General features: G+C 39.1%; 21 protein-coding genes. 1 reads left to right on the forward strand and 20 read right to left on the reverse strand.

What is annotated here, in order from left to right:
* Nucleotides 1–495 precede the first annotated feature (495 nt).
* The 3 genes from H027_RS0116690 to H027_RS0116700 all read right to left on the reverse strand — a co-directional run bounded on the left by H027_RS0116690 (nucleotide 496) and on the right by H027_RS0116700 (nucleotide 2,819).
* Nucleotides 496–804 (reverse strand): hypothetical protein, encoded by a 309-nt coding sequence (locus tag H027_RS0116690; protein ID WP_024873569.1) that lies wholly within the window; start codon nucleotides 802–804, stop codon nucleotides 496–498.
* A gap of 91 nt (nucleotides 805–895) precedes the next feature.
* Nucleotides 896–1,348 carry a hypothetical protein gene (locus H027_RS18150; RefSeq protein WP_024873545.1) on the reverse strand — a complete coding sequence of 151 codons (453 nt, stop codon included), beginning with the start codon at nucleotides 1,346–1,348 and terminating at the stop codon, nucleotides 896–898.
* Between the two features lie 556 nt (nucleotides 1,349–1,904).
* Complete coding sequence (locus H027_RS0116700) at nucleotides 1,905–2,819, reverse strand: AraC family transcriptional regulator (protein WP_024873570.1); 915 nt, start codon at nucleotides 2,817–2,819, stop codon at nucleotides 1,905–1,907.
* Between the two features lie 333 nt (nucleotides 2,820–3,152).
* Between H027_RS0116700 and H027_RS0116705 the strand changes: the two genes are divergently transcribed.
* A complete protein-coding gene (locus tag H027_RS0116705; protein WP_024873571.1) occupies nucleotides 3,153–3,461 on the forward strand; it encodes a copper-binding protein in 309 nt (102 codons plus the stop codon).
* Nucleotides 3,462–3,797: 336 nt separating this feature from the next.
* On the opposite strand, the gene H027_RS18570 is transcribed toward H027_RS0116705, so the two are convergent.
* The 17 genes from H027_RS18570 to H027_RS0116795 all read right to left on the reverse strand — a co-directional run bounded on the left by H027_RS18570 (nucleotide 3,798) and on the right by H027_RS0116795 (nucleotide 19,443).
* Nucleotides 3,798–4,631: a restriction endonuclease gene (locus H027_RS18570; protein ID WP_024873572.1), complete on the reverse strand. Its 834-nt coding sequence runs from the start codon at nucleotides 4,629–4,631 to the stop codon at nucleotides 3,798–3,800.
* A 1,348-nt stretch (nucleotides 4,632–5,979) separates the two neighbouring features.
* On the reverse strand, nucleotides 5,980–6,741 hold the full coding sequence (locus H027_RS0116715) for a DUF2971 domain-containing protein (protein WP_024873573.1): 762 nt from the start codon (nucleotides 6,739–6,741) through the stop codon (nucleotides 5,980–5,982).
* Nucleotides 6,742–7,222: 481 nt separating this feature from the next.
* Nucleotides 7,223–8,029: a hypothetical protein gene (locus H027_RS0116720; protein ID WP_024873574.1), complete on the reverse strand. Its 807-nt coding sequence runs from the start codon at nucleotides 8,027–8,029 to the stop codon at nucleotides 7,223–7,225.
* A 684-nt stretch (nucleotides 8,030–8,713) separates the two neighbouring features.
* Nucleotides 8,714–9,298: a hypothetical protein gene (locus H027_RS0116730; protein ID WP_024873576.1), complete on the reverse strand. Its 585-nt coding sequence runs from the start codon at nucleotides 9,296–9,298 to the stop codon at nucleotides 8,714–8,716.
* 552 nt (nucleotides 9,299–9,850) lie between these two features.
* On the reverse strand, nucleotides 9,851–10,303 hold the full coding sequence (locus H027_RS0116735; protein ID WP_024873545.1) for a hypothetical protein: 453 nt from the start codon (nucleotides 10,301–10,303) through the stop codon (nucleotides 9,851–9,853).
* Between the two features lie 301 nt (nucleotides 10,304–10,604).
* Nucleotides 10,605–11,009, reverse strand: a complete 405-nt coding sequence (locus H027_RS0116740; protein ID WP_024873577.1) for an NUDIX hydrolase — start codon at nucleotides 11,007–11,009, stop codon at nucleotides 10,605–10,607.
* An 86-nt stretch (nucleotides 11,010–11,095) separates the two neighbouring features.
* On the reverse strand, nucleotides 11,096–11,968 hold the full coding sequence (locus tag H027_RS0116745; RefSeq protein WP_024873578.1) for a hypothetical protein: 873 nt from the start codon (nucleotides 11,966–11,968) through the stop codon (nucleotides 11,096–11,098).
* Nucleotides 11,969–12,047: 79 nt separating this feature from the next.
* Nucleotides 12,048–12,524: a GNAT family N-acetyltransferase gene (locus tag H027_RS0116750; protein WP_024873579.1), complete on the reverse strand. Its 477-nt coding sequence runs from the start codon at nucleotides 12,522–12,524 to the stop codon at nucleotides 12,048–12,050.
* 1,089 nt (nucleotides 12,525–13,613) lie between these two features.
* A complete protein-coding gene (locus tag H027_RS0116755) occupies nucleotides 13,614–14,273 on the reverse strand; it encodes a hypothetical protein (RefSeq protein ID WP_024873580.1) in 660 nt (219 codons plus the stop codon).
* A gap of 213 nt (nucleotides 14,274–14,486) precedes the next feature.
* The gene (locus H027_RS0116760; protein WP_152536784.1) at nucleotides 14,487–14,996 is read right to left on the reverse strand and encodes a hypothetical protein; all 510 of its coding nucleotides are present in this window, start codon (nucleotides 14,994–14,996) and stop codon (nucleotides 14,487–14,489) included.
* A 73-nt stretch (nucleotides 14,997–15,069) separates the two neighbouring features.
* Nucleotides 15,070–15,708, reverse strand: coding sequence for an RDD family protein (locus H027_RS0116765; protein ID WP_024873582.1), 639 nt, complete (start codon nucleotides 15,706–15,708; stop codon nucleotides 15,070–15,072).
* A 79-nt stretch (nucleotides 15,709–15,787) separates the two neighbouring features.
* Nucleotides 15,788–16,330, reverse strand: a complete 543-nt coding sequence (locus H027_RS0116770; RefSeq protein ID WP_024873583.1) for a cysteine hydrolase family protein — start codon at nucleotides 16,328–16,330, stop codon at nucleotides 15,788–15,790.
* A gap of 107 nt (nucleotides 16,331–16,437) precedes the next feature.
* Nucleotides 16,438–16,701 carry a Txe/YoeB family addiction module toxin gene (locus H027_RS0116775; protein WP_024873584.1) on the reverse strand — a complete coding sequence of 88 codons (264 nt, stop codon included), beginning with the start codon at nucleotides 16,699–16,701 and terminating at the stop codon, nucleotides 16,438–16,440.
* The gene (locus H027_RS0116780) at nucleotides 16,694–16,948 is read right to left on the reverse strand and encodes a type II toxin-antitoxin system Phd/YefM family antitoxin (RefSeq protein WP_024873585.1); all 255 of its coding nucleotides are present in this window, start codon (nucleotides 16,946–16,948) and stop codon (nucleotides 16,694–16,696) included. The genes H027_RS0116775 and H027_RS0116780 overlap by 8 nt, the downstream gene beginning before the upstream one ends.
* A 1,010-nt stretch (nucleotides 16,949–17,958) precedes the next feature.
* Nucleotides 17,959–18,627: a hypothetical protein gene (locus H027_RS0116785; protein WP_152536786.1), complete on the reverse strand. Its 669-nt coding sequence runs from the start codon at nucleotides 18,625–18,627 to the stop codon at nucleotides 17,959–17,961.
* Nucleotides 18,628–18,713: 86 nt separating this feature from the next.
* Nucleotides 18,714–19,004: an excalibur calcium-binding domain-containing protein gene (locus H027_RS19045; protein ID WP_024873551.1), complete on the reverse strand. Its 291-nt coding sequence runs from the start codon at nucleotides 19,002–19,004 to the stop codon at nucleotides 18,714–18,716.
* Between the two features lie 22 nt (nucleotides 19,005–19,026).
* Nucleotides 19,027–19,443, reverse strand: coding sequence for a DUF3465 domain-containing protein (locus tag H027_RS0116795; RefSeq protein WP_024873587.1), 417 nt, complete (start codon nucleotides 19,441–19,443; stop codon nucleotides 19,027–19,029).
* Nucleotides 19,444–20,964: the final 1,521 nt, after the last annotated feature.

Here is a 20,964-nt window from a genome sequence, read left to right on the forward strand (position 1 = left end):
AACTGCCATTTTTGGATATATCTATAATTATCTTGTTCGCGGATAAATTAGAACAAAGTGTCCAGCCAAAGTTATACATTTTATCTCTTAGAAAGCATGACCAGTTGTTCTGATTGTGCTGCTTAAACAAAACATAAACCATTTGGTTTTTCATCAATGTTAGCTTAGGAATGATGTTATTTCGTTGACTTACAATCTCATTACCGACTTCCGAAATTGAATTGTAGATCGGGGTTGGATCAATCGTTTGAGCAACCCAAGCATAGCCAAAATAAAGGTATAGCTTAGAACTGATAGCAGCCAGCATGATTAGTGGGATAGATAAGTAAAATAATTTTTTTATTATCTTCTTCATACGGTACATGTTTCAGGAACTGAGGTTAATTAAGTATAGTTCATGCTTGAGTAATGTATGTTTTTGCTATGCATCATGGATTAAAGTTATTATATTTCAATCTGTTGCCAAGTTGGCTAAAGATTGAGTCTGTCATTTTTCTAATCAATGGGCATGTTTAACATGTGAAAAGCACTAATTCGAGCTAATTTATTCATTTCCACAATATCGATAAATAATTGAAGTCTGTTATCGACAACCGTATCAATGTCAGCCTGAGTCATATCATGGAATATTGAACACGACATGATAAGTTGTCGGATTTTCGGTATATCGAGTAAAAAACCGTGGTCAGACATGTATTGTTCAAGGAAATCAAAAGCTAAAAGGAGTTGGCTTTCATTGGAAGATGCATCTTCTGCTGCAATCCAGCGTAACAACTTTTCAGTAGATTTTTCGGATAGAGCCATATGATAAATCGAAATAAAGTGAGGACGTCATAAAAACATAACTTCAACTTGTGGGGTTGCGTAGCAATCCCACACCAAGTTTTTGTTATGCCTAGAACCATACTGGATCGTTATACCCAGTATCATTCGGCATAGTTTTCATTTTAATAAAGACTGCGAATCTATAGCCTAATTGAGCTTTAAAAGCTTGAAGTTTTAGATAATCAAAATCATCAGGAATGTTGCTTGTGGTCTTTTTCATTTCAACCACTAATAGATTGTTTTGTTCACCTCTTCGATGAACAATAATGTCAGGAAAAACAGTTTTACCATTTGTGTCTGTAGATTCACTGTCAATTTCTTCTATATTTAATCGTTTAGGATTTTCGATAGCACGATTATATTCACAGTCAACATGCCAATTAGGGAATTCATTTTCTAGATAAACTGCCAATCGATGTGAAATAGAGCGTTCATTAACATTGTTACTTAATAAGAAAACATCATTTTGAACAAGAACATCTAATGCTCGAATTAGCTTTTCTCTAATTTCACGTTCTTCCATATTACCTCTATAGGGCATAACTTCGTTTTATGCGGTGGCACGGAGTGCCATCCGACATTAAAATTTTGTTAGATATGAACAAATAAAAGTTGTTTATTATCAACCCAAAAGCTGGCTAATTGGTGCCACGGACTTTCAATTTTCACTGCGCCAGCTTCAAACAACCGCTTGGAATTACTCGCTGGCAATATTGGATCAGCGAAATTTGCTGAATTCTCAAATTAGCTCATTTAATGAACGTGCAGTGGTTGCTAAAAACACAGTGCCCCTATGATGAGCCGCTTAGGCGTTACACACTGACGGCGCTGAAGGTTGCCGAAGACGTAACCCGCGCAGGCTTTCAGTTTGCCGAATCAACGTGAATTCATGTGTTGCGCGAGGCAACCCACGCACAGATAGTGAGCCGTAAACACCACTGGACCCTCTGCACAGCCGCTTTAAGGCTTGAATTCACCGCCAACAATGAAGCCGTTTTTATTATCTAACTATTACTTATGGGGCGGTTGAAAACCGTCCCACATTAAGTTTTTGTTAGCTTTCTGAATTGGAACAGTCGTCATAGTTTTTTTAACTTAACCAAAATTTCCATTTCAATATATCCATCCTGTCTAACATCATTCAGGTAATGTTCAAGCATTGGGAAATTGTCTGGTTCAAAACCACTTTGGGGAAACCAATCTGAATAAATGCCTAATTGAGCTTTTATTGTGTCCTCTGGTTTACCTTTGAAATATAGTACAGCGTATTTCCCTTTTGGAATTTTTGATAATGAGAATGGCGATTTAACTTGTACAGTTTCATCAATCACAATAGATGCTTCATAGCGGCATTTATCAATTGGTGTGACTGTTGGATTGTCAAAGCAAAAAGCAAAGCGCTGTTGGGTATTAGTTTGAATACCATTTGCTATGGCCCATTGAATCAATCTATCCCATGCATTAAAGATGGCTTCTGGCTGGTAACCAGCTTCAGATGGCAATGTGCATACCTGTTGTTCTTCGAGATCTTTTATCTCAACATTCATATTTGTATCTCCTATAAAGATCACATTATTTGTGATGTGATTAGGATACAAATCGACGGGGTTGAAATCTTTTCCATACTTGCTAAAAACTTTTCCAATCTTGCTATCTTTTATTTTTTGAGGATTTCTAATTTCAGATGGGGTAAAGCCAAAATGTATTTTGACAGCTTTTGAGAAATTTGCATTTGAAGAAAAACCACATGCTAAGGCAATTTCTGTGATAGAAGTTTTAGGCTTGAAAACTAGCATGTTGATTGCTTTTTCGATTCTCCTGCGTGCTATGTAATCATTCACCGTTTCACCAACAATTGCTCTAAAAATGCGATGAAAATGAAATTCAGAAAAATAGCTAACTTTGGCAACATCACTGAGTGACAATTTTTGGTTAATGTTATCTTCAATAAACCGGATTGTTCGATTAACACGCTCTTTATATTCTGAATTCATAATGACTGCTGTGATGTTTATAAACTAGCGAAGAAAGCTAACTATTACTTATGGGGCAGCACGCAGTGCTGTCCGCCATTAAGTTTTTGTTAATTGGTTGGAATGAACACCAAAGGTGATTCAACCTCTTCTGTGACTTGTTAGTTCAGCCAGATAAAACGCCACCACAACGATTGTTCCATTTCTTGATATAGTCAATTCACGAAAGCGTGGTTTATCTACTCACTGTGTAGTCGTATTCTTTGCTCAACGAAACGTGATGCGTTTCACAAAAACAAAAAGACGAACACGGCCAAGCCGGTTCAACAAATGACTATCTGTGGAGTAAAGAACATGAAAAATACCTTCGTACGTTTTGCTGCTGTTGCTGCATTATCACTGGCTGCACTGTCATCTCAGGCTGCGGTAGACACTTATAAAGCACACGGTTCAGTATTGGCTGTCAATGCAGCAGACCAGACCGTAACTGTAAAACAAGATGCGGTTACGGAACTGGGCTGGCCAGCACGTACCGTCACTTACAATGCCGACGGTAGCAATGTGCTGAAAGGGGTGACTGTGGGTCAGACCGTCGATGTCCAATTTACCTCATCCAATGCTTTCAATGCAGATGCACACTTTGTAACGCCAGTTTCTCAATAATGAGACAGTAACAATCATAATGTCCAAGGGGTTATAAAACATAACTCCTTTTGTTTTTCTAAATTCTGCCTTCTCAGAGTGAAAAGTGAGTGTGCCATTTTCGTTTTAACGCCTCGATATTTGTTTAATTAATCGAGCGTACAGCAACACTGATTTTCAACTCCACGTTCCCCCAGTAATGGAGGCTTTTTGACAGAACAAACCAGCAAACCAAACCTAAATTAAATCCATTCGTATAGTTACAACCGAAAATCTTAAGCAACCAATTAACTTTTAGTTAAACGGCGGCACGTAGTGCCGTCCAGTGAGCGAATGCGAACGGGTTTGAACTTTTTGTTATGCTCTATTATCTGATGGTGCAGACACGCTACCATCATCGTGTAGGTAATATATATTATTCTCAACAATATCTTCTATAACGGCTTTTGCTGTTGTTGGCAGAGAAATAGTACTTTCTATTGTTGGTAATTGTACTTTAGTCAATCTAAATGAGAGAGAACTAATTTTTAGTAAACCTACCGTTTCAAAGTTGAAAAATAAATTCACATTTTCAATGATGTTTTCACCTTCATTCTTTACGTGACTTCGTATTAGGTCTGCTATCTTAATGACAGGGTTGTTATTTTCATCTAATAAAAAATCATTGCCGTTTATCATGTAGTTAAAATTTAATTCAGTAATATTGTTTCTTTTTAAGGCGCTAACGATGCTATCTCTGCTAAATTGGAATTGTAAATTATCAATGTTGCTTTGTGTCGGATTCATCGTTAAATGGATAGATTGTAATAAGTGGTTAACTGTAACTAACCTGATATTATTTTCTTTCGCTAAGAGTAAAGCTCCTTTTTGGAATGATGATGTTGTTGCAATTATGCCGTTTGCATTTCCAATGTCATTTAAAACTGACGCAAATGCTGCAACATGAAGTTTCTTAACTGAAGATGAGTAATTTTTACATTCCACACAAGTTCTATAAGTAGTACCTGCGGCTTTAAACTCCCAGAATACATCAATTTGATGTTTGGCTCCGCTTTTGCCGATTAGAGTGATATTGTGTTCAACTCGTAAATTGTCAAAGCCATCATAGTTGAGCATTCCTTGATGTATTGTGGCCACTAATTTTTCATATTCAGTATTTACATTCGTCAAATAGGTAACCTCTTTGAGCATAACTTCTAACTTGTGGGGCGCGAAAGCGTCCCACACTAAGTTTTTGTTAACTGGTCGTTGAGTTGAAATTGTTTAAAGCACGACGGCATTTTGCGAACCACCGGTGTCGTCGATAAACATTTTCATGTTCGGCCAGACTTGAATTTTCGAAAGTGTTCACTATTTTCACGACTCAAACAGTGCGCTGATTTTGAATTTACCCGCTGAACTTGCTTTCACTGAAACCGAATTCAACGCAAATCTTGCTGTGCCCAGAAGTGCAGGGAGCGGCACTGAAATTTTCGATGAACTTTCTACACCAGCGAAAAACAAAACACGCAACTAACGAAACCAGTTAACTATAAGTTAAACGGCGGCACGCAGTGCCGTCCAGTGAGCAACGCGAACGTGTTTAAACGCCTTGTTAGGTAGGAGAATAGAGGAAATATCTTTTATTCATCACCACTGGAGTTTCTAATTGGTACACAGACTGCAATGCTGCCACTGTGCCCGCTTCAAATCACCGCTCGGAATTACCCGGCGACAGGTTTGAAACTGCCTGCAGGTTTTATGTTTCACTGAAATTAAGCAGGAAACGGGTAGTGGTCGTTTCAAACCAAAACGCCCAGATGATGAGCCGCTTCAGGCGTACACACTGACAGCCTTGAAGGTTGCCGAAGACATAACCAGTGCGAAATTGAATTACACACAAGAAGTGAGATCATGAGTTATGCAAGGCAACCATTTCACCGGACGTGAGTCGCAAATAACACGGAACCCTCATACCAGCCGCTTTAAGGCTCGAATTCACCGCAAAAAAATTAAGAAAATTAATTACCTAACTATAAGTTAAACGGCGGCACACAGTGCCGTCCAGTGAGCAAAGCGAACGTGTTTAAACGCCTTGTTAGGTAGGAGAATAAAGGAAATATCTTTTATTCATCACCACTGTACTGGCTAATTGGTACACATACTTCAATGCTGCCACTGAACCGACTTCAAACCACCACTCGGAATTACCCGCTGACAGATTTGAAACAGCCAATTTGCTTTATGTTTCACTGAAATTATTCAGGAAACGGGCAGTGGTCGTTTCAAACCAAAACGCCCGGATGATGAGCCGCTTCAGGCGTACACACCGACGGCCTTGAAGGTTGCCGAAGACATAACCAGTGCGGAGTCGAATTACACATCGGCAGTGAGATCATGAGTTATGCAAGGCAACCACTTCACCGGTAGTGAGCCGCAAATAACACGGAACCCTCATACCAGCCGCTTTAAGATTCAAATTTACCGCAAAAAAATTAAGAAAATTAATTACCTAACTTCGAATTATGGGGCCACGAAGTGGTCCCACATTAATTTTTTGTTATATTGGTGTGATGTACAGTTCAGAATTAATAATCTTGCATTTCTTGAAATTAACTCTGAATGGAATATTTTCTGCAACATATGTAACAACGTTAACAGGGCAGCGAACACCAAAAATTATGGATTTAATCCAAGTAGAATCAGCTTTGGTGACACTAATTTTGTTATCTTTAAAAGTAACTAGCTGTTTCATTTCGTGACTAAGTTTAACTCTATACTCATTTTCATAAGACCAATAATCCAGTTTTGTTCGTAGAGCTGCCCAGAGGTCATCCCCCATTTTTTCTTGACTAATAAGGCCCATATTTGACCGAGTAATGTCTAATAAATCGATGCTCGCAATTTGTTCAGAATAAATGACTTTATCGGCATTCATTTTATCCGCATCCCACTCGATACAAAAACCATGATGGCTATTCGCGTAATGCGACCACATCAGATTGTTAAGTGGATTTGTGGTTAAACAGTAAAAATAGTAAGAATCAATTAAGGTATTTGTTTGTTGTTTTAATTTTTGAAAAAAATCAGTGTTTCCAGGAGTAAAGGAATCAAATACTTCTCTTTGTGATTTTGAAAGTGAGCCGCGAAATTTTCTTAATCTTTCTCTGCGTGGAATGATAAAGTTAACTTTTGAATCGAATAGATCGTTAAAATTTTGTCTAGCAGAAAACACAACGGTGGCTTCAAATAAATTTTGAATTGATTTATTTTTAGCTGGAGGAACTGAAGGATCGATACTTTGATATTTATATAAATTCATATTTAAAGAAATTCAGTTACCAATATAACTTCAAGTTAACGGGCTGGGCGTAGCGAAGCGGAGACCAGTCCAGTGAGCAACGCGAACGGCGTTGAACGCCTTGTTATGCAGTATTGAAAAAACGAACTCGAGTTCGCCTCGGAAGTAACGACTGGTTTCTCGGGCTAGCGTTCAACACTGTAAACAGAAAAAATGGTTGTAAGGAATTACCCACGACGGCGTTGATGTGCAGAAGCGCATAATCGCCGTATCGAATTTGCTGAAGCTCACGACTGATATTGTTTGGCGTATTATGAGCGGGCACTACTCTCGGTAGTGAGCCGTAAACAACGCAAGGCTTGCAGCCAACGCCGCTTTAAAACTCGAATTCCCCGCAAAACTACCAGCGAAATAAAACTGCATAACTTTTACTTGTGGGGTTGCGTAGCAATCCCACACCAAGTTTTTGTTAGGTAATTTTTTACATGTTGATGATATTCAATCATAGAACTGGTTGTAGATATTCGCTGTTCAGATAAGGCGTGTAGTCGATATACCAGCCGTAGCCCGCGGCGTTTATATCGAGCGTGATTTGGGCAGATGAATCTGTACCGGTAGTATCGCCGAGAGAATAGCCGGAGAAATCAGCAAACTGAACCATAGTGTTAGCTTGTCCCAAACCTTTGAACGTTTGATTCTCTGAAATTTTCCACGAATCATGATCATGCCAATAACTTTCACTTTTACCGCAAAGTTTTTCTTGTAATTTAGCAGACTGACCTTCTTCAACAATCTGGTGTAACTTTTGTCTTGGCAGTACATTGATAAAATATTTCAATGTCAGGGCAATTGAGCGACCACGCTCATCCTTACCCTCCACTAGTACAGCAACGCGATCTTTGCCTAAATAGTCCCTATTAGGAAGGTACTGTAAGTCATGAAATTTTGGATCATTTCGTAAATTCACAAATTTCCCATGTGCTGGTTGCTGTAAAATAGAGACTTTAAAGCTTTCCAACCACTCCCCGTACCATTCCCAATCTATTCCGCCAGAACCTCGGGATTCGAGAAGGATTTTCATTTCCGCCGGCAAAAAATTATTCATATAAGTCGTCGGGTGTAATGAGTTAACGCTTGAATCATCCTCCTCTGAAATATCATCCTCAGTTGCAATGGATAGTTCACATACGCCATAAGTCATCGATCTAATTGATGAGGCAGATGAAGCAGAATCAGAGGCCGCAGCTAAAACAATTGATTCCTGAGGAACTGCTTGTGGCATGACGTCAGGCGTTGCAATAAAGACCATACCTATTCCTTTTGTCTCAAGTCAAAAATCTGTTTGCAGTTGTTCAACGGCTACTGTTGAAATTTATTTTGTAAATGATGATTCTCGGAGCACTGATGAAACAGAGGAACTTTCTTAATTACCTAACTATAAGTTAAACGGCGGCACGCAGTGCCGTCCAGTGAGCAAAGCGAACGTGTTTAAACGCCTTGTTAGGTAGGAGAATAAAGGAAATATCTTTTATTCATCACCTCTGGACTTGCTAACTGGTACACCGACTTCAATGCGGCCACTGCACCGGCTTCAAACCACCGCTCGGAATTACCTGCCGACAGATTTGAAACTGCCGGTTTACTTTGTGTTTCACTGACATTATTCAGGAAACGGGGAGTGGGCATCTCAAATCAAACGCCCGGATGATGAGCCGCTCCAGGCGTACACACGGACTGAGTTGAAGGTTGCCGAAGACATAACCAGTGCGGAATTGGATTACACACCGGAAGTGAGATCATGAGTTATGCAAGGCAACCACTTCACCGGAAGTGAGCCGGAAACAACACGGAACCCTCATACCAGCCGCTTTAAGGCTCGAATTTTACGTAAAAAAATTAAGAAAATTAATTACCTAACTTCGAATTGTGCGGTGGCTGAAAGCCATCCGACACTAATTTTTTGTTAGGCGATGTATATTGTTATTTTTTGATGTTAGTTTAGCTTTTTACTAGAAATCGGAAAGGAATTCATTTGTAAGGCTTTGACTTGTTGAATTTTTTCTTCAGCCTCTCTGGTGTTCATTGCTTCCTCTTCCACAAGCCATCTAAATTTTTCTATTTCGTTTTCAAATGTGTTATCTGGGTTTATTTCTCTATGCCACTCAAGAAGTTGAGCCTTTTTTCTTTTATTTATTTCATTAATTATCTGATTATGATATTTATCTTGGATAATAGGAATAATGCCATTTTCTGTTCGAAAAACAGAGTATTTTGTTTTTGATAAGTATGCCAAGAGGATGCAAGTAATACCGCTAAGTATCCAGATTCCTTGACCTGATGCTGGTGCGTTATAATAAAGTGCATTGCCCAGGTTATATATTCCAGCTATCGTCCATACGTAACCTACATTTTTAAGCCATTCATGTTGCTCAATACGAATTGAGCATTTTTTGGGGAAGTAGGCATAATTTATATTTTTATCGCCAGAGCCTGACTGAGTGTCATATGATAAATTAAAATAATCATCATATAATGTAAATGTATATTTATTTCCTTTCTTTTTTTGTTCGAATTTCATTTTATTTCTCTTTTTTTATCAAGGACTATTTTCGCCTAACTTCGTTTTATGCGGTGGCACGGAGTGCCATCCGACATTAAAATTTTGTTAGATATGAACAAATAAAAGTTGCTTATTATCAACCCAAAAGCTGGCTAATTGGTGCCACGGACTTTCAATTTTCACTGCGCCAGCTTCAAACAACCGCTTGGAATTACTCGCCGGCAATATGGGATCAGCGAAATTTGCTGAATTTCAAATAAGCTCATTTAATGAGCGTGCAGTGGTTGCTAAAAACACAGTGCCCCGATGATGAGCCGCTTAGGCGTTACACACTGACGGCGCTGAAGGTTGCCGAAGACGTAACCCGCGCAGGCTTTCAGTTTGCGACTTCACGTGAATTCATGTGTTGCGCGAGGCAACCCACGCACAGGTAGTGAGCCGTAAACACCACTGGACCATCTGACTAGCCGCTTTAAGGCTTGAATTCACCGCCAACAATAAAGTCGTTTTTATTATCTAACTTCAACTTGTGGGGTTGCGTAGCAATCCCACACCAAGTTTTTGTTATGCCTAGAACCATACTGGATCGTTATACCCAGTATCATTCGGCATAGTTTTCATTTTAATAAAGACTGCGAATCTATAGCCTAATTGAGCTTTAAAAGCTTGAAGTTTTAGATAATCAAAATCATCAGGAATGTTGCTTGTGGTCTTTTTCATTTCAACCACTAATAGATTGTTTTGTTCACCTCTTCGATGAACAATAATGTCAGGAAAAACAGTTTTACCATTTGTGTCTGTAGATTCACTGTCAATTTCTTCTATATTTAATCGTTTAGGATTTTCGATAGCACGATTATATTCACAGTCAACATGCCAATTAGGGAATTCATTTTCTAGATAAACTGCCAATCGATGTGAAATAGAGCGTTCATTAACATTGTTACTTAATAAGAAAACATCATTTTGAACAAGAACATCTAATGCTCGAATTAGCTTTTCTCTAATTTCACGTTCTTCCATATTACCTCTATAGGGCATAACTATTACTTATGGGGCAGCACGCAGTGCTGTCCGCCATTAAGTTTTTGTTATGTGATTTTGGCTGCAGCAAAAGACGGTTTTTTTGAGAGCAAAAGCTACCGCACTGACTATCGACAATCAGATGCCCAACAACCGTGTTCTGCTCTTGATTTACTCATATGAACATGATGCCGAATGGTACTGAAAGAGACAAATGAAATTGGGGACTCAATTAATGAAAACTGAGCTATATCAATGCTGTGCATCATATCTGTGCAAGGTGATGATAGATTAATCAGCATTAGAATTTAGCACTGGTAACAACACCCGAAAAATTAAGGCAGTCAGATATGCGCTGTTGCTGGACAGCACTGAGTTCTGAAATTGAGGCATAACGAAATTCAGAATGTTCATGACTGAGAATGATGTTAGAAGGCGAGGGCAGTTCGCAACGGAAAATGAAAGCCTGTGAATTATAGGCAGAATGGAAATACACACCGCTGAGATAATGGATAAGAATTTCAGACCCGAGTTCTTCTCGGCACTCGCGGATCAACGCTTCGTGAATGGTTTCACCGGGCTCTAATGCACCACCAGGAAGCCCCCAGGATTTGGAACCGTAATCGGCTTTTAAGAGTAAAACTTGCCCTTCGGAATTAAGAATGACCGCATGACTGCTGAGCCTGAATTTATCATCAAAATCCATGACAACCCCTTAATCACATAACTTTAAGCTAAACGGCGGCACATAGTGCCGTCCAGTGAGCAACGCGAACGGGTTTGAGCGCCTTGTTAGCTCGGTGATGTATTATTTTTGATATGCTCTTTAATTGCTTCAGCTATAATTTGTTTCTGGCTTATACGTCTACCTGGTAATAGTTGCCATATCGTAATTAGAACAGAAAATACGAATGCTGCTATCGATATATATAAACTAAGATTACTACTGTTGAGGTATTGATTGATTAGATCGTTTTTATTTTTAATTGATGAAGTTAAACTGCTTAAGTCATCGCTTATTAATGTGTAATTATCGGCGGATAATTTCGAGTAAATATTTTTAAGGTCTCGCTTGTCTTGTTCATTTAAACCATCTAGTGGGTTTAATTTTGTATATTCCTGTATGTATTGATTTATTTTTGTAAGTAGAAAGCCGTCTTCTTTTGATGTGATTTCTTTTTGCGTAATTATATCAATCTTTATGTCTTGCAATACATCATTTAAATTGGTTTTGTTTTTATCATAAAAGTATTGAGGCTTAAGTAATACCCATATTGAATTTGCTATATTATCGGTTGATTTTGAATAAACCAACTTTAAGTCATCGAGGGATATATCTTTGTTAAGCGCATTATGTAACGCTGTTTTTGTGTCTGCCTTAGAGATAAACTTGTTATTTCCTTGGATTAATAAAAAAGAAAAGCTGATTGTGGTAACTAGAATTGATAGCAACATGAATAACTTTAGAGGGGCAAATAATCTGGTTTTTTTTGAGGCGGCTCTGATTTTTAATTCTTTTTCAATGTCTTTTGCTATTTTCTCAATCATATTATCATCAACATCAGTGACATTTTGTTCATCTAACTGCCTTCTAATCTCTTCAATAATCTCATCATGACTTTTATTGAACCAAGTTTTTTTTGCTTTAATGCTAAATTCAGCCATTTTTATTTCCGTATAGTGATTTTTAACAATTTAGATAGAGCTAACTTCGACTTATGGGGCGGTTGAAAACCGTCCCACATTAAGTTTTTGTTAACTGGCTGTTTTGCATTAGAAAATTAGTAAACAGCTCATTACGTAATTCAACAGTTTGTTCTTTAATAACAACAAACCCAAATCGCTCAAAAAACGGTTTGGCTGTTTTGCTCACATTGGCATGTAGTGAAACCAGATCACGTTCATTTGCTGCATCAATTATGTGTTGCATCAGAGCGTTACCGACACCTTGTTTTTGGAATGCGTGATGAACAAAAAAGTGATCAATTAAACCATCTTGTTGAAGATCAGCATAACCAACTATTGTGCTGTTCATTAGAGCAACAAAGGGGGCATTTTGAATTAACATTGATTGCCAAATTGCCGGATCGATAGAATCAGAAGCCCACGCTTGAACTTGTGCTAATGAATAATCCTGAATGTTGACCATGCGAACGGTGTTATAAAAAATAGACCACAACGCACCGGTATCTGACACTTCATAGTTTCGAATAGAAATCATTAAATATTAATGCCTGAGTGAAGTTTACACCGTGAAATCAGGAAGCCAGTTAACTTTTAATTAAACGGCGGCACGCAGTGCCGTCCAGTGAGCAAAGCGAACGGGTTTGAATTAGTTGTTAGGTATGAACAAAGAAAAGTCAGTAATTAACAAAAATAGAACTGGCTAATTGTGACCACGGACTTTCAATTTTCACTGCACTTGATTCAAACAACCGCTTGGAATTACTCGCCGACAATGCTGATGTAGCGAAATATTCTGAACGTTCACACATTTTCATTTATCGAACGGACAGTGGGCGTAATCGCCACTACGGCCAGATGATGAGCCGCTCAGGCGTTACACACTGACGGAGTTGAAGGTTGCCGAAGACGTAACCCGCGCAGGCTTTCAGTTTGCCAGTTCACGTGAATTCATGTGTTGCGCGAGACAACCCACTCGCAGATAGTGAGCCATAAACACCACTGGACCATCTGCACAGCCGCTTTAAGGCTTGAATTCATCATCAACAATGAAGCTGTTTTTATTACCTAACTATAAGTTAAACGGCGGCACGTGTGCCGTCCAGTGAGCAAAGCGAACGTGTTTAAACGCCTTGTTAGGTAGGAGAATAAAGGAAATATCTTTTATTCATCACCGCTGGACTGGCTAATTGGTGCACAGACTTCAATGTTGCCATTGCACCCGCTTTAAACCACCGCTCGGAATTACACGCCGACGGGCTTGAAACGGCCCCTTTGCGTTATGTTTCACTGACATTATTCAGGAAACGGGGAGTGGTCGTTTCAAACCAAAAAGCCCGGATGATGAGCCGCTTCAGGCGTACACCCCGACGGACTTGAAGGTTGCCGAAGACATAACCAGTGCGGATTTGAATTACACACTGAAAGTGAGATCATGAGTTATGCAAGGCAACCACTTCACCGGTAGTGAGCCGCAAATAACACGGAACCCTCATACCAGCCGCTTTAAGGCTCGAATTTTCCGCAAAAAAATTAAGAAAATTAATTACCTAACTTTTACTTGTGGGGTTGCGTAGCAATCCCACACCAAGTTTTTGTTATGTGTCGAAGTAATTTTGGAAAGCAGCTATATAAGATTAGCTTGTTGTTGTAATTCATTAATAAAACTATTTAACGATTTATTAAACATTGGAATTGTTTCACCAATAAATTCCCAGTCGAAAGTAAACAAAGCATTACTCCAGCCAAGGTGGTAAACGAGGCCATTTTCATTTGGTTGTTTATTGCCATGTGTCATATTGAAACTTTCATGATCAAAGTGAGCTGCTTGCTTGTTACGGTATTCTTTAGCAGCTTCGATAAATTGATAAAAACGATCCTTAACGTCTTCAGAGAATGCATCTAAGATAATTTTGTCAAGAATTGGCAGCCAGAATGTTTTTTTATTATCAGCAATAAGACCAGCTTTACCATTACCCATATTTATTATAGTACAAAATTTGATGATTATTTCTTCAGCTATTAGTTCGTTTATAAGTTGAATATCATGAATGTCGGGAAACAAAGAACCATGTTTTTCTTCAAAGTTATCCAATGCTTCACTTTCAAGTCTTAGTCTGATTCCCAGCCTTTCACGCTCATTATCATATAATTCGGTGATTTTTTGCGGTCTACCCGTATTGTAGAAACGGTCTATACGTTGTCTAAGAGCAAGAAGTTCAATAATTCGATTAAGCGCTAATTCCCACAAATATAACCTGCCGAGAGTTTCTTTATCTTGTGACATTTATATATCCAAAAAATGCATGAAATATGAGGGATGTTGGTGTTCTAGCTAGACACATAACTTTTAATTGTGGGGCCACGAAGTGGTCCCGCACTAATTTTTTGTTAGGCCAAACTACTTGTCTAATTGGCACAAAAATAAATATCAGCAATATCGTTTTTAGGGGATAAATTACTATTTATTTAAGATAAGCGCAGAGCATGTATCTGAGCACTATCCACCTCGGTAATATGTAATAGCGATATCTGTTTTTTGCCCGTTTTTTTCTATGAGCAAAGTGCCCTCGTAATCATCACCACAGCAACTTTCTGTATCAATAGAACAAGAAGTCTGAACAACATGACTGTTAAGTATGACCTTAGTTAATTTGTCCTGAGAAAGAAAGCTATAAGTGTAGCTGTTGCCCAGTGTAGGTTTATTCTTATTTTTGTGACCACTAATATAATTATATTGAGTTCGAATAATGGTTATGAGTTGTCCATTTAACGAAATTATTGCTTTTGCTTCCTCAGCGCTACTATCACTATGTGATTCGGGCTCAACAAACTCCAAGACACACTTTGGGTTGTTGGGAGAACTACCTGCTCGCATTATTAACGAGTTCCAGTCTTCGCCACAATGTTCATTAGGTAAATCACTAATAGGAAGTGGATGCGCCACCGATAAAATCGGTGTAGCTATTAGGATGAAACTAACAAATATTTTTAAAAATCGAAAAATCATAATTAGGGCCTAACTATTACTTATGGGGCAGCACGGAGTGCTGTCCGCCATTAAGTTTTTGTTAGCTTTTGCCCTAATTTGTGACTAAATTTAATTCAGGTGTAAATTGCTGGATAAGCAGATTTATGATGAACAATGTCAATAATATCACTTTAATTTTGTTTTTATGTTTTGTTTCTTCGAATTTTATAACGACTGTATCTGCGATAAAATCATGAATTGATCTGCGTTTTGTATTACACATCATCGTTATAAACTCAAGCAGCGACAAAAATAAAATCGGTGATCCGAATAGCATTAGCGTAAAATGATTACCTAATGCTCTATTGGCTAGCATGCCATGAGATAAGTTAAATAATTGTATAGTTAAAAATATTAAACTAAAGCTAGAAAATAAAATTTGACGAAGGACCGCATGTTTGGGGCCAACCTCACACTCATTAGATGTTAGTATCTTAATTCCGGAAGCCATTTTTCCTGGTGTTTGGCCAAATCGTGCAACGAAATAGTAATAGTAGTAAATGATGACTGCAGTATAAAAAACGCTCCAAATCTGAAGTGTCAGTGGATTTGATATTGAATTCCATAGATATTTATCAAACCATGCAAAAGGAGCCAATGCAGCGGAATCAAGACATGCTGCTATTATTCGTCGTTTTAAAGTACAAAATTTATCTGGAACATAATTATCATTTTCTATTGTGCTTTCCATGATTTATTACCCATGCATTTATAATAAAAAAGCTAACTTCGACTTGTGGGGCGCGTTAGCGTCCCACACCAAGTTTTTGTTAACTAGCAAATTCGACTAGTTCAGATTGCTCAGTTTTAATTGTCACGCCGAAACTTTTAATATTTGGCAATGTAGCATTATGATGTTGAATGATGAATTCAGCAGGTGCGTGTTGTTTATCATGTGTTGTATGAGTATCACTCACTAACGTGATTTCAAAACCCTTTGCCGCTGCACTTCGAATCGTTGTATCTACACAAAATTCAGTTGCGTAGCCACAGACTACCAATTCAGAAACAGTTTGGTTTGTTAAAATTTGAAGCAAGTCGGTTTTTAAAAAAGAGTCAGGCGTGGTTTTGCGAACATAAAAATCTGATTCAGCCTGATTCAAATTATTAGGCAATTCCCAGCCATCACTCTGAAATTTCAGAATTTCATGGTTTGGTGTTTCATGTTGTATCCATATGACAGGCGCATTAGACGCTCGTGCCTTATCAGCAAGTTTATTGATATTAGAAATCACTTCATCAGATTTGTAAGGCGATGGTTTTGGTTCAAATAAGCCAACTTGGACGTCAATAATTAATAATGCTTTTGTCATTTGAATATGTGCTCAGAGTTGTAATTGCTAGTTAACTTCGTTTTATGCGGTGGCACGTAGTGCCATCCGACATTAAAATTTTGTTATCTATCGTTTAATTTCAGCCTTTATTCATAGTGATAACGACAGGAAATGATCGTGAAACGGTTATCTTCTACTGCATAAACAAGGCGATTTGTGTCATCAATACGGCGAGACCAAAAACCTGATAGATTCATTTTTAAAGGTTCTGGTTTTCCAATACCTTCAAATGGAGATCGTTTGATATCTTCGATAATTTTATTGATGCGTTTTAGCGTTTTTTTGTCTTGGTTTTGCCAATAAAGATAATCATCCCAAGCTTCGTCAGTCCAAGTCAGTAATCTACTCATCAATCAGATCTCGCTCTTGAGTCTGATTATTACGGTATTGCGCGATTGATTTTGCCAAATGAGCAGCATTAGCTGGCGATTTTAATAGATGAACGGTTTCCATGAGGCTGTTGTAATAATCAAGTGACATCACTACAGCATCTTCAGCATCTCGACGAGTGATAATGGTGCAGTCGGCATCATTAACCACTTGATCTAAGACTGATTTAAGATTGTTGCGTGCTTCTGTAAATGAAACGACTTGCATAAAGACTCCGTTAACTGTGCAACTTATGGTACAAGTATAGCTCAGTCAACGAAATGTACAATTGGTTGTACAACTAAAACTTTCAAAAGATAGATAACTATAAGTTAAACGGCGGCACGCAGTGCCGTCCAGTGAGCAAAGCGAACGTGTTTAAACGCCTTGTTAGGTAGGAGAATAAAGGATATATCTTTTATTCATCACCACTGAACTGGCTAATTGGTACACGGACTTCAATGCGGCCACTGCACCTGCTTTAAACCACCGCTCGGAATTACCCACCGACAGAGTTGAAACTGCCGGTTTACTTTGTGTTTCACTGACATCATTCAGGAAATGGGGAGTGGGCATCTCAAATCGAAACGCCCGGATGATGAGCCGCTCCAGGCATACACACCGACGGCCTAGAAGGTTGCCGAAGACATAACCAGTGCGGAATCGAATTACACACCGGAAGTGAGATCATGAGTTATGCAAGGCAACCATTTCACCGGAAGTGAGCCGCAAACAACACGGAACCCTCATACCAGCCGCTTTAAGGCTCGAATTTACCGCAAAAAATTAAGAAAATTAATTACCTAACTTCAAGTTAACGGGCTGGGCGCAGCGAAGCGGAGACCAGTCCAGTGAGCAAAGCGAACGGCGTTGAACGCCTTGTTATGCAGTATTGAAAAAATGAACCCGATTTCATCTTGGAAGTAACGACTGGTTTCTCGGGCTAGCGTTCAACACCGTAAACAGAAAAAATGGTTGTAAAGAATTACCCGCGACGGCGTTGATGTGCAGAAGCTCATAATCGCCACGCCAAATTTACTGAAGCTCACGATTAACTTTATTTGGCGTATTATGAGCGGGCACCACGCGGCGATAGTGAACCGTAGATAACACAGGACTTGCAGCCAACACCGCTTTAAAACGTGAATTCCCCGCAAAACTTTCAGCAAATTAAAACTGCATAACTTTTACTTGTGGGGTTGCGAAGCAATCCCACACCAAGTTTTTGTTAACTGCATTTAACTCGGGAATATGGCAATGAACTTTAAGTCTTTATAAAAAACAAGCCTAATTACAACTTCATTACTGGATTTATGAGCTTGATAATAAAACACATCTTGATTTTCACCATGTGTTTCTGTCGATTTTAAGTGTGAATTATATTTTTCGGTAATTATTCGTTGGTTTTTATTAAATGATGGCAATTCTGTTTTCATTCCAGTAGCTACAATTATTTTTGGTTTATTCGCTGCTCTTGTTTTGTAATGATGAAAGTGAATACCATATGCAACGTGTATAATCTGTTCAACAACTCTGGAGTAATCGAGATTGTATTTATAAGTAGATATTATAGAATTATCTTTAAATACATTTACTGGCTGTCTATTTTTTAGTATTTCATATATAACATGTGGTGTCCGTTTGTTAATTCTTAATAACTTATTAAGTTGAGCATCTTTTGCGTAGTTAGTTGTACACCATGCGATTGAAAATGCGATTAAAAGATATTCATCATTTTTTGATTTGCTAAGATTATGCTCATCACAAGAGGGGACTTTTATTAAATTTTTTCTATAATCGTTCTTATTCAGAACGTCTTTAGTTTCAGGAAATAGGCATTTTGGTGGAACATGCTCTTCCGATGTGGCAATGCAGTCACACATATAACAATGCTGTTTTTTTTTCATATAATGCTTAACATGCAGTTAACTTCGTTTTATGCGGTGGCACGTAGTGCCATCCGACATTAAAATTTTGTTAAGTGCTTTTGCTTTTATTGACCAAACTGACGTTCGCAAGGGATGCCATCATTATCACCATCGACTTTCATGCCTGGACAATTATCTAAGTAAAATTTGGCTTCTGCATATGAGTTCATTTCTGAACAATGCGTTTTCCCTTGGCATGAAAATACCGAAGATGATGAATTCATTTCAACCGTAGGCGAGGGCGTCGAGTCGTCTATTATTGAACTAATTGATGATGTTGGTGCGGCCGCATCAGATTTATAAAAATGCTGGAATGCGGCGACACACAATGCAATCAGGATAAAAAATTTTCTCAAGGTAAACTCCCTGTACCTTCGTTTATTGGTAGGTTTGACCGTTGTGCTTCAACCAACCGGAAACATGGCGATTTTGCGGATCATGATGCGTCCAGTGAATAACCCCACCTTTTTCATTCCACTCGTATTCACCGTAGAACTCAACGGTGTCACCTTCGTTCAGACTTTCAATTCTTGGTGCTAAGTCGATGTTATGGGCAACAAGCAATGTCTGACCTGTTGAAAGTTTTAGAATAAAACGTTGGTGCTGAGAACCCCGAGTATCATCAGGCAGCACTTTAACAACAATACCATCACCTTGAATTTGTAAATTACTTTGCTGGTTTTGATATGCCTGAGATAACGCGGCATCTGATTCGCCAGCATGAGTAAATGTGATTGGAATTAATAATGAAAGCCCAAACAGGAACGCAAAATATAGCGAGTTATGTATTTTCATAAGAGAGAGCTCTCGATTGGAAGAACTTAACTTTTAATTAAACGGCGGCACGTAGTGCCGTCCAGTGAGCAGCGTAGCGCGAACGTGTTTGAATTTGTTGTTAGGTATGAACAAAGACAAGTCATTTATTATCAACAACACGGCTGGCTAACTGGTGCCACGGACTTTCAGTTTTCATTGGGGCAGCTTCAAACAACCGCTTGGAATTACTCGCCGACAATATCGATGCAGCGAAGTTTGCTGAACATTCACACATTTTCATTTAGTGAGTGGGCAGTGGGCGTAATTGCCACTACGGCTAGATGATGAGCCGCTTAGGCGTTACACACTGACAATGCTGATGGTTGCCGACACGTAACCCGCGCAGGCTATCAATTTGCAACTTCACGTGAATTCATGTGTTGCGCGAGGCAACCCACTCGCAGGTAGTGAGCTGCACAAACCACTGGACCATCTGCACAGCCGCTTTAGGGCTCGAATTCACCGCCAACAACAAAGCCGTTTTTATTACCTAACTATAAGTTAAACGGCGGCACGTGTGCCGTCCAGTGAGCAAAGCGAACGTGTTTAAACGCCTTGTTAGGTAGGAGAATAAAGGAAATATCTTTTATTCATCACCGCTGGACTGGCTAATTGGTGCACAGACTTCAATGTTGCCATTGCACCCGCTTTAAACCACCGCTCGGAATTACACGCCGACGGGCTTGAAACGGCCCCTTTGCGTTATGTTTCACTGACATTATTCAGGAAACGGGGAGTGGTCGTTTCAAACCAAAAAGCCCGGATGATGAGCCGCTTCAGGCGTACACCCCGACGGACTTGAAGGTTGCCGAAGACATAACCAGTGCGGATTTGAATTACACACTGAAAGTGAGATCATGAGTTATGCAAGGCAACCACTTCACCGGTAGTGAGCCGCAAATAACACGGAACCCTCATACCAGCCGCTTTAAGGCTCGAATTTTCCGCAAAAAAATTAAGAAAATTAATTACCTAACTATAAGTTAAACGGCGGCACGCGTGCCGTCCAGTGAGCAAAGCGAACGTGTTTAAACGCCTTGTTAGGTAGGAGAACAAAAGAAATATCTTTTATTCATCACCACTGGACTGGCTAATTGGGACACAGACTTCAATGCTGCCACTGCGCCCGCTTTAAACCACCGCTCGGAATTACCCGCCGACAGATTTGAAACTGCCGGTTTACTTTGTGTTCCACGGACATCATTCAGGAAACGGGGAGTGGTCGTTTCAAACCAAAACGCCCTGATGATGAGCCGCTTCAGGTGTACACACCGACGGACTTGAAGGTTGCCGAAGACATAACCAGTGCAGACTAGAGTTCCACACTGGCAGTGAGATCATGAGTTATGCAAGGCAACCACTTCACCGGAAGTGAGCCGCAAATAACACGGAACCCTCATACCAGCCGCTTTAAGGCTTGAATTTACCGCAAAAAAATTAAGAAAATTAATTACCTAACTATTACTTATGGGGCAGCACGCAGTGCTGTCCGCCATTAAG

Origin of the sequence: Tolumonas lignilytica, from assembly GCF_000527035.1 — a bacterium.
GTDB classification, from domain to species: domain Bacteria; phylum Pseudomonadota; class Gammaproteobacteria; order Enterobacterales; family Aeromonadaceae; genus Tolumonas; species Tolumonas lignilytica.